17 protein-coding genes and 5 pseudogenes are annotated in these 14696 nt (G+C 68.0%); 7 read left to right on the forward strand and 15 right to left on the reverse strand.

Going from position 1 to position 14696, the window contains the following annotated elements:
• Positions 1 to 181: 181 nt before the first annotated feature.
• From QFZ64_RS00200 to QFZ64_RS00225, 6 genes and pseudogenes are all read right to left on the reverse strand, one after another.
• Entirely contained in the window at positions 182 to 748 is a 567-nt protein-coding gene (locus QFZ64_RS00200) for a hypothetical protein (protein WP_307061033.1), read from the reverse strand.
• Positions 741 to 1409: pseudogene (locus tag QFZ64_RS00205) on the reverse strand (BTAD domain-containing putative transcriptional regulator); the annotation flags it as partial. The gene QFZ64_RS00200 and the pseudogene QFZ64_RS00205, both read right to left, overlap by 8 nt.
• A 43-nt stretch (positions 1410 to 1452) precedes the next feature.
• Positions 1453 to 2907: an aldehyde dehydrogenase family protein gene (locus QFZ64_RS00210; protein WP_307061035.1), complete on the reverse strand. Its 1455-nt coding sequence runs from the start codon at positions 2905 to 2907 to the stop codon at positions 1453 to 1455.
• 228 nt (positions 2908 to 3135) lie between these two features.
• A complete protein-coding gene (locus QFZ64_RS00215) occupies positions 3136 to 3309 on the reverse strand; it encodes a hypothetical protein (RefSeq protein ID WP_307061037.1) in 174 nt (57 codons plus the stop codon).
• An 18-nt stretch (positions 3310 to 3327) separates the two neighbouring features.
• Positions 3328 to 4026, reverse strand: a complete 699-nt coding sequence (locus QFZ64_RS00220; RefSeq protein ID WP_307061038.1) for an SDR family NAD(P)-dependent oxidoreductase — start codon at positions 4024 to 4026, stop codon at positions 3328 to 3330.
• A gap of 79 nt (positions 4027 to 4105) precedes the next feature.
• Complete coding sequence (locus QFZ64_RS00225; RefSeq protein ID WP_307061040.1) at positions 4106 to 4843, reverse strand: SDR family oxidoreductase; 738 nt, start codon at positions 4841 to 4843, stop codon at positions 4106 to 4108.
• A 150-nt stretch (positions 4844 to 4993) separates the two neighbouring features.
• On the opposite strand from QFZ64_RS00225, the gene QFZ64_RS00230 reads away from it, so the two are divergent.
• The 3 genes and pseudogenes from QFZ64_RS00230 to QFZ64_RS35195 form a co-directional block, all read left to right on the forward strand.
• Positions 4994 to 5710, forward strand: a complete 717-nt coding sequence (locus QFZ64_RS00230; protein WP_307061042.1) for a TetR/AcrR family transcriptional regulator — start codon at positions 4994 to 4996, stop codon at positions 5708 to 5710.
• Positions 5711 to 5973: 263 nt separating this feature from the next.
• Positions 5974 to 6102 (forward strand): annotated as a pseudogene (locus tag QFZ64_RS35190) (transposase); the annotation flags it as partial.
• Positions 6103 to 6125: 23 nt separating this feature from the next.
• Positions 6126 to 6653 (forward strand): annotated as a pseudogene (locus tag QFZ64_RS35195) (transposase); the annotation flags it as partial.
• On the opposite strand, the gene QFZ64_RS00245 reads toward QFZ64_RS35195, so the two are convergent.
• From QFZ64_RS00245 to QFZ64_RS00260, 5 genes and pseudogenes are all read right to left on the reverse strand, one after another.
• A complete protein-coding gene (locus QFZ64_RS00245) occupies positions 6650 to 7111 on the reverse strand; it encodes a hypothetical protein (RefSeq protein WP_307061720.1) in 462 nt (153 codons plus the stop codon). The pseudogene QFZ64_RS35195 and the gene QFZ64_RS00245 sit on opposite strands and share 4 nt — an antisense overlap.
• Positions 7112 to 7186: 75 nt before the next feature.
• Positions 7187 to 7447: a hypothetical protein gene (locus tag QFZ64_RS00250; protein WP_307061046.1), complete on the reverse strand. Its 261-nt coding sequence runs from the start codon at positions 7445 to 7447 to the stop codon at positions 7187 to 7189.
• Between the two features lie 56 nt (positions 7448 to 7503).
• Positions 7504 to 7707: pseudogene (locus tag QFZ64_RS35200) on the reverse strand (diiron oxygenase); the annotation flags it as partial.
• A gap of 42 nt (positions 7708 to 7749) precedes the next feature.
• The gene (locus QFZ64_RS00255; protein WP_307061048.1) at positions 7750 to 7896 is read right to left on the reverse strand and encodes a hypothetical protein; all 147 of its coding nucleotides are present in this window, start codon (positions 7894 to 7896) and stop codon (positions 7750 to 7752) included.
• Between the two features lie 258 nt (positions 7897 to 8154).
• Positions 8155 to 8622, reverse strand: coding sequence for a VOC family protein (locus QFZ64_RS00260; RefSeq protein WP_307061050.1), 468 nt, complete (start codon positions 8620 to 8622; stop codon positions 8155 to 8157).
• A gap of 106 nt (positions 8623 to 8728) precedes the next feature.
• Here QFZ64_RS00260 and QFZ64_RS00265 point away from each other — a divergent pair, with 106 nt between their 5' ends.
• Together QFZ64_RS00265 and QFZ64_RS00270 are read left to right on the forward strand one after the other, a co-directional pair.
• Positions 8729 to 9688 (forward strand): YafY family protein, encoded by a 960-nt coding sequence (locus QFZ64_RS00265; protein ID WP_307061721.1) that lies wholly within the window; start codon positions 8729 to 8731, stop codon positions 9686 to 9688.
• A 117-nt stretch (positions 9689 to 9805) separates the two neighbouring features.
• The gene (locus tag QFZ64_RS00270; protein ID WP_307061052.1) at positions 9806 to 10402 is read left to right on the forward strand and encodes a YdeI family protein; all 597 of its coding nucleotides are present in this window, start codon (positions 9806 to 9808) and stop codon (positions 10400 to 10402) included.
• Between the two features lie 82 nt (positions 10403 to 10484).
• On the opposite strand, the gene QFZ64_RS00275 is transcribed toward QFZ64_RS00270, so the two are convergent.
• The 4 genes and pseudogenes from QFZ64_RS00275 to QFZ64_RS00290 all read right to left on the reverse strand — a co-directional run bounded on the left by QFZ64_RS00275 (position 10485) and on the right by QFZ64_RS00290 (position 13151).
• Positions 10485 to 11519 carry an aldo/keto reductase gene (locus tag QFZ64_RS00275; protein WP_307061054.1) on the reverse strand — a complete coding sequence of 345 codons (1035 nt, stop codon included), beginning with the start codon at positions 11517 to 11519 and terminating at the stop codon, positions 10485 to 10487.
• A gap of 271 nt (positions 11520 to 11790) precedes the next feature.
• Positions 11791 to 12299 (reverse strand): annotated as a pseudogene (locus tag QFZ64_RS00280) (transposase); the annotation flags it as partial.
• Positions 12300 to 12506: 207 nt separating this feature from the next.
• The gene (locus QFZ64_RS00285; RefSeq protein ID WP_307061723.1) at positions 12507 to 12908 is read right to left on the reverse strand and encodes a toxin Doc; all 402 of its coding nucleotides are present in this window, start codon (positions 12906 to 12908) and stop codon (positions 12507 to 12509) included.
• 48 nt (positions 12909 to 12956) lie between these two features.
• Complete coding sequence (locus QFZ64_RS00290) at positions 12957 to 13151, reverse strand: hypothetical protein (RefSeq protein WP_307061056.1); 195 nt, start codon at positions 13149 to 13151, stop codon at positions 12957 to 12959.
• A 735-nt stretch (positions 13152 to 13886) separates the two neighbouring features.
• Between QFZ64_RS00290 and QFZ64_RS00295 the strand changes: the two genes are divergently transcribed.
• Positions 13887 to 14306, forward strand: a complete 420-nt coding sequence (locus QFZ64_RS00295) for a hypothetical protein (RefSeq protein ID WP_307061058.1) — start codon at positions 13887 to 13889, stop codon at positions 14304 to 14306.
• Between the two features lie 146 nt (positions 14307 to 14452).
• Entirely contained in the window at positions 14453 to 14683 is a 231-nt protein-coding gene (locus QFZ64_RS00300; RefSeq protein WP_307061060.1) for a hypothetical protein, read from the forward strand.
• Positions 14684 to 14696: the final 13 nt, after the last annotated feature.

Raw genomic sequence — 14696 nt, forward strand, 5'->3', positions numbered from 1 at the left:
CCGGACCTCATCCTCGGACCAACGTGAGCACCGGACCTCGGCCCCGGCGAAGGTTCCATACACCCGCAGAACGCTGTCCACCCCGGTCAGGACCGGCATCCGCTGCAGATTCGGCGGCACACAAGCCGGCACCCAGCAGGGACCCGGCCCTATTGGAGGAGGTTGGCGTCCACCAAGCGGTCTAGGACGTCCTCGGCCTCGATGGAGGAGCATCTGAGCCGCTCGACCAGCACAGCGGTGCTGAGGATGCCCGTTTCGAGTGTGCCAAGGATCTGTAGTGCCATCTTCGCGTGGATGCCATGCCATGCCTAGGCGCGGGGCCGAGAGCCTGGTAGCCGGCGTCGAAGCAGCCGCGTACCGACAGGTCGCCGACGGTGAGTTCGTCCAGCAGCCGGTCGGCTCTCGCCAACCGGTCGGCCATGCAGGCGAGGGGACGGTGCGGCCGACCGAGCAGTCTGATGGCGACGATCCGCAGAGCCAGGGACAGACCATTGCATATTCGAATAATCTGCCGCGCGGCCGCGAGCTCCGCGTCGACACGTGCCCGGCCGATGATGGTGGACAGTAGCCGCAGGGAGCTGTCCTCGTTCATGCACCCGAGAACGACGGCCCGCGCGCCTTGCAGGTCCGCGAGTCGGTCCAGGCTGGTGATGAGCACTCTGCTGTGTATGCCGCCGGGGATGAGCGGGCGCACCTGCGCGGTACTGTGCGCGTCGTCCAGGACGACCAGCAGCTTGCTGTCAGCCACCACCGAGCGGTAAAGGCCCTCGAGTTCCGCATCGTGTCAGCAGGTTGGACGGCCGGACGGGGCGGTTGCTGCTGCCGCCCAGGGAGGCGTAGAGCTGGCCACGGGTGTATTCCTTGCGGCAGGCGTACGCCAAGTGCACCGCCAGGCACGTCTTGCCGACACCGCCGCTGCCGCTGCCGCTGATCACCGTGAGCGTCTCCCGTGGCGGAGCTGTGGGGTTGGAGAGCATGTTCGCGGGACCGTCCACGGGCGACCGCAGCCCGGCGGACGGGTGCGGGAGGAAGTCGGGTAGCACGGCGGGGAGTTGGGCCGGAGGTGGCAGTGACGGGGCGGCGATCAGGGTGACGGGCCGGGCGTCCGCCGGTCCCGGCCCGGTGAGCCGTGCGTCCTCGGAGGCCAGGATCTGTTGCTGTACCTGCTGCAGTTCCGTGCCCGGTTCTGTGGCCAGTGCCTCGAGCAGCGCAGCCCGGATCTGATGGAACGCGTTCAACCCGTCGGACTGGCGTCCGGAGCGGAACAGCGCCAGCATGAGTTTCGCCGCCAGGCCTTCGTAGAGGGGATTCTCACGGGTCAGCCGCCACAGTTCGGGCACGAGGTCGGCGTGCCGGCCCAGCTGCATGTCCAGGTCCAACGCCAGCTGAGGGCCTGAAAGTACCGCTTTTCGAGGTGTCGCGCCTTGGAGTACAGCAAATGTGGCCCCTCGGTCAAGGTCGGGCGTAGTTCTGGCTGATCTGTTTGTATTCGGTGAAGTCGTCGAGGCTGGCGAGACCGCCCAGGCGTCCGAGTCCGCTGGATCTGAAGCCGCCTTCCTCGAACTCGATGGCGAGATTCGCCCAGCTGTTGATGGAGATGAGACCCGCTTCCAGGTGACGTGCGACGCGCATCGGCCGGTCCGCGTCGCGGGACCAGATGCAGGCGCTGAGCCCGTACTCGGTGGCGTTGGCCAGCGCGATGGCTTCTTCTTCGGTGTCGAAGACCTGCACGGTCTGAACGGGGCCGAAGGTCTCCTGCTGGACGATCGGCAGGGAGGAGTCCTGCACCGCCAGGAGCGTGGGGTGGTAGAAGGCGCCGGCTGCCAGCTCCGGGAGGGGCGAGGGGCCGCCGCGCACGATGACCTCGGCTCCCGCGCTGATGGCCTCCTCGACCAAGGCGTTGACGCGGGTCACGGACGCCTTGTCGATCATGGGGCCGATTTCGCTGTTCGGGTCGGAGGCCGGTCCCGGGCGGAGTCCTTCCAGCCGTTTGGCGAGCCGGGTGACGAGTTCCTCGCTGAGGTCTCGATGCACGAGGATCCGGCTACCGGTCATGCAGAACTGCCCGGCGAACACTGTCGACGAACGTACGATGACAGGGAGGGCCGCGGTCAGATCCGCGTCGTCGAAGACGAGATGCGGGGTCTTGCCGCCCAGTTTCAGTCCCACACGTTTCAGGCGAGCGGCGGCGGCCTGTGCGATGTGCCGCCCCGTCTGGGTACTGCCGGTGAAACTGATGACCGGCACGACGGGTGAGTCCACCAGCAGACGGGCGCCCTCCGAGCCCGATTCGATGAAGATGTTGACCACTGCGCGGGGCAACTGGGGAACGCCGGCAAGGATGTCGGCGACCAGAGCTGCGGTCTGCGCCGCCTGAGCCGGCATCTTGACCACCGCCGTGCACCCGGCGGCCAGGGCGGGGGACAGCGCACGGATGCTGAGGTAGGCGGGTGAGTTCCATGGGGTGATCACGCCGGCCACTCCCACGGGTTGCCGGATGGCCAGGGACTGCAGACCTGGCCGGGGGTCCGCCACACGGCCGAAGTTCTGAACCGCGAGTCCGGCGGCGAAACGCAGCGCGCGCACGATGTGCTGCACTTCGTAGACCGCCTCCTGGCGGAGCTTGCCGTTTTCCCGGCAGAGAGTGTCGATGAGGTCGTTCAGCCGTGCGTCGAACGCGTCGGCCAGGTGGCTCAGGGCCGTAGCGCGGGCCATGGGGTCCCATCGCCACGAACTTGCCTGGAAGGTGCGTGTTGCGGCGTCGATCGCGGTCTGTGCGGCCTCGGCCCCGCCGTCGTGGAACGTGCCGATCTCTTCACCCGTGGCCGGGTTGAAACTGGGCCGCTGTGTAGAGGAGGTGAGCCACTGGCCGTCGATCCAGTGACGGGCCGCGTGCTGATCAGACATGAGGTATTTCCCTGTCGTATGTGTGCAGGCGTGACGGGGTGTTCCGGTCCGCCAACTCCGTGGGAGCACTGCCGGGTGGCCACTGAGGCAAGAGGGCGGCTCGCCGCTGCGGTTCTGGAGGGAAGCGCAGCGGCGAGCGGTTTGCGAGGAGCGTGCCGACGGCAGACCTGGGACGGGTCCGCAGTGCAATTGGGCTCTGCCCCTCAGGGGCGATTCATCGCCGGTCAGTCACAGGTGAACGCGCAGCAGTTCGCCGAAGCCCATCCGGTTCACGAACGTCTCCCTGGTGGTCTGCGCGACGGCATTGACCTCCTCCACACCGGCTTCGGTGAAGTCGATGACGGTGCGCAGGGGCTTGGCGCCCCGGGGCAGGGCCAGGACGCGCACTATCTCGTCGGCCACCGCGGAGGGGTGCGCGTTCTACGCCCCGTCGGGGAAGAGCGTGCCGTGTGCCTCGTGGTTGCGCTGGACGAGGGGGTCGAGCCTGGTGTACTCGGCTGCGCGGTGGGTGTCGCTGGCCTGGGTGGCGTTCGCGAAGTGCTGGGTTCCCTGGGTGAAGGCGCCGGGCATCACGACGGTCGTCTCGATGCCGAACGCATTCAGCTCGTAGGCGTAGCTGATGGCCAGGGAGTCCATCGCCGCCTTGGAGGCGGTGTAGGGGCCGAGGAAAGGCGGGGTGGTGACGGGGATGGTGCTGCCGACCCATACAAGCGTTCCGGTACCCCGGTGGCGCATGTGCGGAAGGGCGGCGCGGTTGACGCGGTGTGCTCCGAGAAGGTTGACATCGAGCAGGTGGGCGATGTCCTCGGGCGAGAAGGCCTCGAGGTAGCCGACGTACAGGTGGCCGGCGTTGTGGACGACGACATCGAGCCGGCCGGACTCCTCGATGATGCGCTGGACGGCGGCGTCGGCGGACTGCTGGGACACCACGTCCAGCTCGATGACCTTCAAGTCCTGTCTGTCCCGTGCGGCGATGTCGAGAAGTTCGCGGGCATATCGCTGGTTGGAGCCCTGGGTGCTGCGCATGCTGGCATAGACGGTGTGACCGGCCTTGGCGAGGGCCCTGGCAGTGAGATTGCCGATGCCTGTGGCGGCACCAGTGACCAGGATGACGGACATGACACTGGTCCTTTCTGCTGGGAAGCGTGGGTGAGGGCGGCGGGGTGGTGGCCTGCCGCCGCGGTGACCGGGTGGAGCGTCAGGCCATGCCGCCGTTGGTGTATACGACCTGGCCGTTGACCCAACGGCCGGGACCGGCGAGGAACGCGACGACTTCGGAGACGTCCTTCGCCGTGCCAAGGCGCTCCATCGGATTGGCCATGGCGAGGTTGTCGATGGCTTCCTGGCTCTTGCCTTCGAAGAACAGGGGCGTAGCGGTCGGGCCGGGCGCGACGGCGTTGACCGTGATGTCGCGGCCGCGCAGTTCGCGGGCGAGGATCAGGGTCAGTGCTTCGACACCGCCCTTGGAGGCGGCGTAAGCGCCGTAGGCGGGGATCTGGAGCCTGGTCACGGACGTGGAGAAGTTGATGATCGCGCCGCCGGCGCGGACGTGCTGGGCGGCGAGCCGGTCGACCACGAAGGTCCCGCGCAGGTTGGTCCGCACGACCCGGTCGAAGGTCTCGAGGTCCATTGCGGTGATCGGCGCGAGCGGCATGATGCCCGCCGTGTGCACGACCACGTCGACGTGGCCGTACTCGTCCTCGGCGTGCTGGAAAAGAGCCCTGGCCTCGGACTCTTCGGCGACGTCCGCCTGGAAGGCCGTGGCGAGACCACCCGTTGCGCGGATCTTCTTCACGGTTTCCTCGGCCGGAGCGGGCTTGCCCGCGTAGTGCACGACGACCGCGAATCCGTCGGCGGCCAGACGCCGGGCGGCTGTGGAGCCGATGCCGCCGGAACCACCCGTGACGATCGCGACGCGCTGAGAGACATTGCTCATGACCACTCCTTGTTATCGGTGCTACCACTGTCATGTTAGCGAGCGGGAATGTCAAATGGCGCTACCAAATTTTGGCAAGCGCCGCTAACACCGCCGCCGGGCCCGCCGGGACTGACGGCGCAGGTAACGATTTTGTGTTAGCGTTGATAGATGCCTGCGAGAGACGAGACCAAGCGGCGCGTGATCGAAGCGGCGTCGCGGCTGCTCGCCGAGGGCGGACGGACAGCAGTCACCACACGCGCCGTCTGCGCCGGTTCCGGTATTCAGGCGCCGACTCTGTACCGGTTGTTCAACGACATGAACGGCCTCCTGCAAGCTGTCGCAGCCGAGGGCTTCGAGCGCTATCTGGCCGGCAAGTCGGAGCTGAGACGGCACGCGGACCCTGTCGATGATCTGCGTGCGGGGTGGGACCTGCATCTGGGATTCGGTCTTGAAAACCCAGGGCACTACCTGATCATGTTCGGCGAGCCCTGGCCAGAAGCGCCGATCCCCGCTGCGGAAGCCGCTCTGAGCGTCCTGCGCGGACTGGTCCAGCGCATTGCGGAGACAGGAAGGCTCAGCGTGCCTGTGGCCCTGGCGGCGGAGATGATGCATGCGGCCGCACGGGGCGCCACGCTGTCGCTGCTGGCCGCCCCCGCCGAGGCCCGTGAACCCATCCTTTCCGTGCGGCTACGAGAGTCGGTGATCGCGGCCATAGTCGCCGACGTGCCACCCAACGCTGCAGAGCCCGCCGCCCGAGCGACGGCCCTGGCGGCGGTCCTCGATGATGCGCAGACCCTGCTTTCGCCCGGTGAGCGTGCCCTGCTCGACGAACTGCTGTCCCGCCTGGCCACACAGCCTTCCTCCGGCGGACGACCGCGGCAATAGACAGCGCCCCACCCGGCCGCGCCCCGCACCCCCGTTCACCCGGCCCCTCACCGGATGAAGGACTCTGGTTGAGTTATCGCCTTCACAGTCCGCCCTCGTCGCGTTCGGCAAAGTGTGACGGGTCAGTGATCTCCAGGAAGTGCCGCTGTCGGCGGTCTGGCGCCCAGCCCTTGGGGATGAAACCTTGGGATGGGCCTTGACCCCGGGGCTTGGACACCCGAGAAACTGGATCTTGAGTCCAGGAGAACGGATGTCCCGTGGTCATGAAGCACTATCCGCCGCAGTTCAAGGCGGACGCGGTCGCGTTGTACGAGTCGCGGCCGGAGGCGACGATCAGGTCGGTCGCCGCTGATCTGGGGATCAACCCGGAGACGTTGCGCAACCGGGTCCGGGCTGCCGGGGTGAGCCGGCCGCGGGGGCGCCGCCCACCGCGAGCACATGATCCCGCCACGTCAACACCCCGCTCCTCCGGGTTCGCGCCCGCTCTCAGCGCCGCATCTCCATCGCAGCCCTGACCTGCTACAAGCACGGCGAACGCTCCCGTTTGATCTACCGGCCGATCGTCCACCCGGGCCACAAGGCGGGCGGGCGCCGCGCTTGCTCGGAACGACTACCGCGACCTGCTCATCTCGGCCCACCAGCAACTTGGCCGTCCCCTCGTACTGTTATGGGACAACCACAACGTCCACCGCGACCGCCGCTTACGTGACCGACGCCCAGGACTGGATCACCGTCCACTACCTGCCGCCCTACGCGCCGCAACTTAACCCAGTCGAAGGCATCTGGTCCCTGCTCCGACGCCGCTGCCAGGCCAACACCGGCCTTCACCGACCCCGCGCACCTGATGCTCACCTTTCGACAAGGGCTCCGGCAGATCCAGTACAGGCCCGCTCTCGTCGACGGATGCCTCGCCGGCACCGGGCTCAGGAAGGAGAGTCCCTAGGCTGGTCGGCCTCCGGCACGTCCCCACTGGGCGTCGTCCCATTCCACGTATTCGATCTGGACGCCACCTGGCAGCTTGGCAGTCAGGTTCCTGCCAGTGGGAACGGCCTGCGGACCGCGCACGGTCTGCGCTCCGGTCCGTGTGAGCAGCGCATGGCACTCGTCGAGGTCATCGATGATGAGCGTGGCCGCTGTCGCCTTGTAGGGCTCTAGTACTCGCTCATTGCCCGCCACCACCAAAACGCGGCCGACCGTGGCCAACTCCAAACCGTTCGGCATCGTGAAGCGGGTGCTGATCGGCTCACCCGTAACCGTGGTGAGCGGTGCCAGCACCGCATCCAGGTCATTGGCGTAGACACGGGCGTAGGTACGGAAGATACGCATGATCATCAACAAGGTATCCAGAGATGCAGATATTCCCCTCGCCATCGAGACGAGGACGTGTGTCTCCGACGACATCACGCATTAACCCTCAGTAACAGTCACAGTGGGTGCCCATCCGTCGAAGGGGAAGGCGTTGACGGACGATGCGGCTCACCCGACCGCGGCACCGTCGACTCGCTCGGGCTCGTCGGCGAGGAGTTCGTCGTACCGGGAGCCCGCGCGGTCGTTGAGGTCTGACCAGAGCTGGTGAAGGCCGGTGTTGTCCCGGACGAGGTGGCGGGCCGCAGGAATCTCGGCGCACTCCGCCAGCAGCTTTCGGCCGTCCGGCATCCCGGCCAGGTCGGAGATCCGGCGCCAGGTCGAGAAGTCCTGCTCGCGGAAGACGCGGCCAGCGTGCACCATCTGCCGCATGAAGAGGTCCTGCTGCTTCCGGTCGAGTCGGACAACGTGGCGAGCTCGCTGATGGACGCGTGGCACTTCTCATCCTGCCAGTGCAGAGCCGCGGTGGCCTGGGTGACCGGCTGGATGTCCGGATCTCTGCCGACGACCACCAGGTAGGCGTCGATGGATATCTCGATGGCGGTGGTGAACGCGAGACCGGCCAGGTCCCGCTGCCAGCCGTGGCGGCTCTCCTCGCGCCGGCTCCGATAGCGGTCCACGAGATGCGGCAGCGGTAGGTCACTTGCCTTCGACCGCCGCGGCCCTGTCGAGGTTCACGCCCATGTCCGAGTACCTATCTTCGTGTACCCGACGTAGCAGTCGAACCGCTCGACCTTGCCGTCCTGCAGGTACCGGAAGTCGGCGGTCGGTGCATCGACCCTCGCGCCCAGCGGCTTGAGGGTGCCGGCCGGCGTCTGCAACGCCCCTTGAAGGTGCCCTGTACAGGTTCATGATGCATGCCGGTTCCATCGCTGGTCACTCCTGTGGTGAACCGCACTGCGTCAGGGGCCCGATCGCCTCCGTCGGCGAGCGGCGTTCGCCGGACGCGTGTCACACGTCGTCAGACGGCCTTGGCCGGGAGTGCTTTCCGGCTTGGTGATGATGTTGGTGCAGTCAGGAGGGGCGGCACCGTGCAGGGCCTCACGGTGCCGTGAGGCCCTGCACCAGTGCCGGGGGAGTCAGTCGGCGTGGTGGGTCTGGACGTCAAGGATCCAGGTGACGCCGAACCGGTCGGTGAGCATGCCGAAACCGGGAGACCATGCCGACGCGGCGAGGGGCTCGATGATGGTGCCGCCCTCGATGAGGACGCTCCAGTAGCCGGTGATCTCCTCAAGGGTGTCGGCGCGAACGGACTGGAAGAATGTCCGGTCGGTGATCGTGGCACCGTTCTCCCGGCGCGTGTAGCCGGCCGTCACCGTGATGTCGGTGTCGTCCTGACCGGGGATGTCGTAGGCCATGACACGGAACCCGTCCTCGTTCTCGACCTGCCCGTACACGACCTTGTCAGCGCCGGGAACCTCTTTCGGCATGCCGAGGTCGCCGTAGGTGGCAATGACGGTCCGGCCGCCAAACACGGTCGCGTAGAAGTCAAGCGCCTGGCGAGCGGTACCGCGGAAATTCAGGTGGGTGGTCGTGCTGACAGTCATGATCTGCTCTTCTCCTCGATGGATGCGACCGGCGGGCCGCTGTCAGGGATGAGCATCACGAAAGAAGAGGTCAATGACGGTCCTCTACGCGAAGCACACTGGATTCATGGTCGGAAGTACTTCGCGGATGCTCGCTCTGCTGTCCCTCCTGCAGACGCGACGGGACTGGCCGGGGCAGGTCCTTGCGGAGCGCCTGGGGGTGAGCCCGCGCACGGTCCGCCGTGACGTGGACCGCTTGCGGGAACTCGGCTACCGGATCGGGTCGATGAAGGGACCCGACGGTGGGTATCGGCTCGAGGCCGGTTCGGAACTGCCACCGCTGCTGTTCGACGACGAACAGGCAGTCGCGATTGCAGTCGCGCTCCATAGTGCGCCCTCCACCGGGGTCGACATCGACGAGGCGGCAGCCCGCGCGTTGGCCACCGTCCGCCAGGTAATGCCGTCGAGGCTCCGTCACCACATCGACGGCATCCACTTCACCGGAACCGACACCTCTTCCCGTGTTGATCCGTCCGTGCTGGAGAGTGTCAGTGTCGCCGTCCGGGAACGGCACACGCTCCGATTCGACTACGGCGGGAGCAACGGCCCTGCACGGAGCGTTCAGCCGCACGCGGTCGTCGCCCGGCACAGCCTCTGGTATCTGATCGCGTGGGATCTGGACCGCCACGACTGGCGCGTCTTCCGCATGGACCGTATGGCACCACGCACCCCGACGGGGCCGGCGTTCACGCCCCGCTCGCTTCCCGCGGCCGATGCGCGCTCCTTTCTCGCCGCCCGGTCCAAAGGATCGCAGAGCGAGGATCGCTGGCCTTGCGTGGGCGATGTCGTCATCGAGCTTCCCGCGCGTGACATCACGCCCTGGATCGGTGACGGGGAGGTCGAAGAGCTCACGGAGCGGTCCTGTCGAGTCACGATCGGGTCGTGGTCCTGGACCGGTCTGCTCGCATCCGTGGTCCGGTACGACGCTCCCTTCACCGTGGTGGGCCCGGACGCCTTGGCCGAGGCCGCGGCGAAGCTCGCCGGGCGACTCCAGGACTCCGTCTCTGCGTCGTCGCCGGAAGATTGACCGTCGAGCGGGAAGATCCCGTGCGCGCTGAAGGTATAGGGAAGTGGAGGGAAGTACGGGAAAGCGCCGAGAGAGTACAGGACAGGAGGCGACCGCTTCGCGTGCGAGGCTCACCTCATGACGAACATGACAGACATGGCGGAAGAGGAGCGGACAGGCCGGTTGATGGTGGCCGACGCGCGAGCCTGGCGGACCTGGCTCGATGCTCATGAGAGTTCATCTGCCGGGGTGAAGCTGATTCTTGCGAAGAAAGGCATCACGGAACCGACCTCCCTGGCCTACGCCGAGGCCCTCGAAGAGGCTCTCTGCAGCGGCTGGATCGACGGCCGCCGCAACGCCGTCGACGCACGCACGTTCCAACAGCACTTCACCCCGCGTCGAACCGGGTCGATCTGGTCTCGGCGAAACGTCACCATCGTCGCGACGCTGATCGAGCAGGGCCGCATGCGGCCACGGGGTTTCGCGGAGATCGAACGGGCCAAAGCGGACGGGCGCTGGGACCGGGCCTATGCCGGACAGGCCGGGGCCGAAGTACCCGCCGACCTCGCCCAGGCGCTCGCCGCGTCGCCCACGGCGGCGGCCCGTTTCGCCGCGCTGACCCGCGCGCAGCGCTACGCCGTCATCCATCAGGTGATCACGGCTCCGAGCGGGACCAGTCGAAGAAGCCGCATCACGAAGTCCCTCACGCGTCTGGAAGGCACCCCGGAGGCCTGACGTTGGCTGGCCGGGCTTCCGGAGCGGCAGGGTAGAGTGGGAACTTTTCAGGTTTGTTCCTAGGGTTTCCGGACCTCCCCGACTAAGCGGCACTACGGTCGGCCGCCGGGCGACGCCGCAGGCCGGCGTCTTCGATCGCAGGCGGCCGATGGCCGACGTCCATCACTCCGATATCGGTGCCGGGAGGGGCGATCCGGTCGATGCAGTCGAGGACATCGTCATCGAGGCGTGTCTCCGCTGCGTCGAGCAGGTCTTCGAGCTGCTCGAGCGTTCGGGGTCCGATGATCGCGGACGTGACCTGCGGGTGAGCGACAACGAACGCCATCGCCAGGTGCGTCATCGGCAAACCGGCCGATTCCGCCAGCGGGACCAGTTCCTCGATCGCGTCGAATTTGTGCGGGTCGGTCATATGACGGGGTCCATACGCCATACGGCCCGCCGTCACGGGGGTCTGCTGATCCCGGCGGTACCTGCCGGTGAGAAGACCCCATGACAGCGGGCTCCATGTCAGCACTCCCATGCCGTACTCGCCGCACACCGGCAGCACCTCGCGCTCGATGCCACGGGCGAGGATCGAGTATGTGGGCTGCTCGGTTCGCAGTCGTGCGAACCCGCGGCGTTCGGAGATCCACTGCGATTCGACGATCGTCGATGCGGGGAAATTAGATGAGCCGATCGCCCGCACCTTTCCGCTGGTGACCAGATCGGTGAGGGCGGAGAGGGTCTCGTCCAGGTCTGTCTCGGGGTCGAAGTGGTGGATCTGGTAGAGATCGATGTGATCCACGTCGAGTCGGCGCAGGGACTCCTCGACGGCAGTCACGATCCATCGACGTGACGCGCCCCGGCGGTTCGGGTCCTCGCCCATCGGACCGGTGAACTTGGTGGCCAGCACGACCTCGTCCCGACGGCCTCTGATCGCTTTCCCGACGATCGTCTCCGCCTCGCCACCGCCATAGACGTCCGACGTGTCGATGAAGTTGATCCCGCCGTCCAGGGCCCGGTCCACGATGCGTCGGCAGTCGTCAGGATCCGGGTTCCCGGCGGGACCGAACATCATGGTGCCGAGGCAGTAGGGACTGACACGGATACCGGTTCGGCCGAGTGTGCGCATCTTCATGCTGGTTCTCCACAGTGAGCAGGTGACAGGGAATTCCCGTCACGTCGGGTGAGCGCGCATCAGGCCGCGCGCCCGTCTCTTCGACTTTGGCGAATGAAGAGGTCAGTAGGAGTCCTCTACATCACCGACATCCCGGGGCGACTGCCTTTCTCCCCGCATGTGCCGACGGCGCTCCGGTCCTGGCGGCGCGGTAGCCGCTCGGCGCGATCTGCACGCCCGTCTTCCCCGGCACCGCGGAGCGGGCCCACCCTCACCGGCGCCCTGGGGACGACCACGACGCCTGGGCACACCGCGACTCGATGCCTTTGCGGGCGATGCACACGCCGATACGCTTCCCGCGGAGCCATCTGCGCAGGTCGGCCCGGTCGTAGGCGTTGTCGGCATGCAGGCGCTGGGGTTTGAAGTTGCGGCCGCGGTGGGGGTCGTGTCTCGTTTGTGACCCCCACATCGGCTTCAGTCCTTCGCTGTCGTGGACGTTGCCGGTGGAGACGCCGACGAGGAGGGGCAGGCCGTTCGCGTCCGACAGGACGCGTATCTCGGCACCGGGCTTGCCCCGCTCCACGGGGCTCGGACCTGTGTGTTCGCCCCTTTTTTGGCGCGGACGTAGGCGGTGTCGAGGACGACGCGGGTGACGTCGCCCCCCGGCGTCGTCGAGTCGGCGCAGCACGGCCTCGTGCAGTCGGCCCCAGACACCGCTCTCGACCAGATCAGGAACCGGCGGTGAGCCGTCGTCTTCGACACCCCGGGCGGCAAAGCCCGCCAGGCGCAGCCGCTGACCAATGGCCCGGCCGGAGCTCGCCGCGTTCTACCTCGCCGCCGCGGCGAATGCCGCGCCTACCCCGGCGCCTTCTCCGCCGGGCGGTCCGAAGCGAGCCGGGAACGTGCGTCCCCGGCCCCGTACGTGTGCTGTAGACGGTTCGGTGGCCGCTGTCTCGGCTGGGCATCTCGGGCGACGGCGGCTGTCCCCGCTCGCGGGTGCCGGAGGCTTTACCGGGTGCTGCGCCAGGAGCGCAGACGGTCGGCGATGTCGTAGACGGTGAGCCGCAGCGCGCGAATGTCGGTGATCAGGTCCCGCCACGGCTCGAAGGAGTCGTCGATCTCCTCCCCGGAGGCCCGGATGTACGCCACTGCCACGCCGTAAGCGAAGTAGGCATTGCGGGCCGGCAAGGGGCGCAGCAGAACCAATTGCTCCAGCAGGGCGGCCGCCCGCCAATAGGCGTCGGGCTCGCCCATCTCCAGCTGCGGGGTGTTCACCCGGTGCCGGGCGACGGCAGCCACGAGGCCGGAGTAGTCCCGGACCCCGGGTTCCTTGCCGAGCGGTTCCTCCTGCCGGTCAAGGAGCCACCGGATGTCGAGGGTGTTGGATGCAGCGCCATTCCGGCACGGCAGGCTGACCGGCACGGCGGCCGACGCGCTGGCCCTGCGCCCGCTGGTGGGTCAGTTGTTCGGCGCACGTCCGCAGGCCGCGGCGCGGGCCAGGACGGAGAAGGCGCCCTCCCCGCCCCGCAGACGGTGCTTGACGCGCATGCCGTCCAGGACGACGCCCATAGCGGACAGGGCGATACCCGCCGTGCGGCAGTCCCGGGCGAGGGCGGCACCGTCCACGCCGAGGGCAGCGATCCACGCCCGCATCTCCTCGGGCCACAGCCCCACCCGGGCCCAGGCCCGGGCCCGGGTCCGCAACTCGGGGGTGCGCAGGTGCGGGCCTGGCGGCTGAACAGGGTGAAGGCGTGGGACTCCAGCGCACGTCCATCACCGCGGCGGCCTGACCGGTCCGTGCGCCGCCGGGCCGCGGCGGCGCGGGCGGTGCGCCGGCGGACCGCGGCGAGGTCGGCCGCCGGGTCGAGGCCTTCTCGGGCGGCGATGGCTTCAGCGGTATCGGCCGGCGCGCCGGTCCTGGCGGGGGCAAGGCAGTCGTAGACGGCCTGCAGCTCCGGGTCGTTGAACTCCGGGTCGGTGAACCGGGCATGGGTCACGGCGCATCTCCTTCAAGGGTGTGCGGGCATGGCGAAGGCCCCGTAGCCGAGACGGCAACGGGGCCTTCGAGGGATGCGGATCTGTGGTGGTGAGCGGCTCTCAGCGGAGCAGGCGAGGCATGAGAAGACTTCCGGCTATGAAGCGGCGGGGCACACCCCGCTCGTAAGCGGGCAACCTGGTCGAAAGTCTCGTCAAGCACACCAGTGCCAAAGGAATACCTGGTCAGAGCTGGGTGCTGGCGACAGCTCATGATGGTGGCGCCCGGACGGAACCCGCCGGGCCGGCAAGGAGCACTGACCAAGCTCACCCGCCACCAGCGTTGCCCGCCCCGACCAGAGCGGTCCCAAAGCGGCTGCCGAGCAGAGCAGTTACGGCCTACCGTGGGCGGTCATGAGCACGCAGGCCTTCTCCGGCGCCTACCTCCTGCCTCTCTTCCACGCGATCGAGCAGGCCCGCGCCGATGGCGCCTACCGGCAGCTGCCCGACCCCGATCCGGCCAGCAGCCTGGCCGCCGACGACGCTCCCCTGGGCCCGTACGCGGCCGCGCACTTGATCCGCGCCTCCTACACCGCCGGCCTGGCTCATGCCGACGCACTGCGCCGTCTGACGGCGGCCGGGGAGGTCGATGCGACCAGCCCCTGGACGCTGCTGCGCGGCGCCTTGGAGAACTTCGTCACCGCCCTGTGGCTCCTGGACGGCCCTGCCGGACTGAGCGCTGGCGCCGCGCACTGTCGCTGTGGGACGAGGACATGCGCAACCGCCAGCGGCATGAGACGGACACCAGCCCCCTCCCGTCCGGCGACGGCATGACCGGTGCGCATGTAAAGCTCCACATTCCTTCCTGTCCTCGGCACGGACGGCGCTGCAGTGACCTGCGTTACACGTTGGGGGCGGTGCCCTACTGCACCTCGCGGGCCCGCCCGGCGTACTCCCCGGGGATGAATCCGCCTCGCCCCGTGAGCGACAGTTGGACCACGGTCGTACCGCTCGACTACGACGCCACCAACGCCCCCCAGGTCGGGCCGGTCACTACGCATACGGCGACAGGGAGTACGACCCGGGGGTTCCCTCAGTTCTTCCTCGACTCAGGTGGGCCGTCCCGTCGCCGCAGGGCGGCGGCCCTGTCTCAAGGCGTCAACGCCCTGCTCGAGTTGGTCAACGGGGTGGCGGGCTGGCTCGTCGACTGACGCGAGAGGCCGT

Origin of the sequence: Streptomyces sp. B3I8, from assembly GCF_030816915.1 — a bacterium.
In the GTDB taxonomy this organism is placed as follows: Bacteria; Actinomycetota; Actinomycetes; order Streptomycetales; family Streptomycetaceae; genus Streptomyces.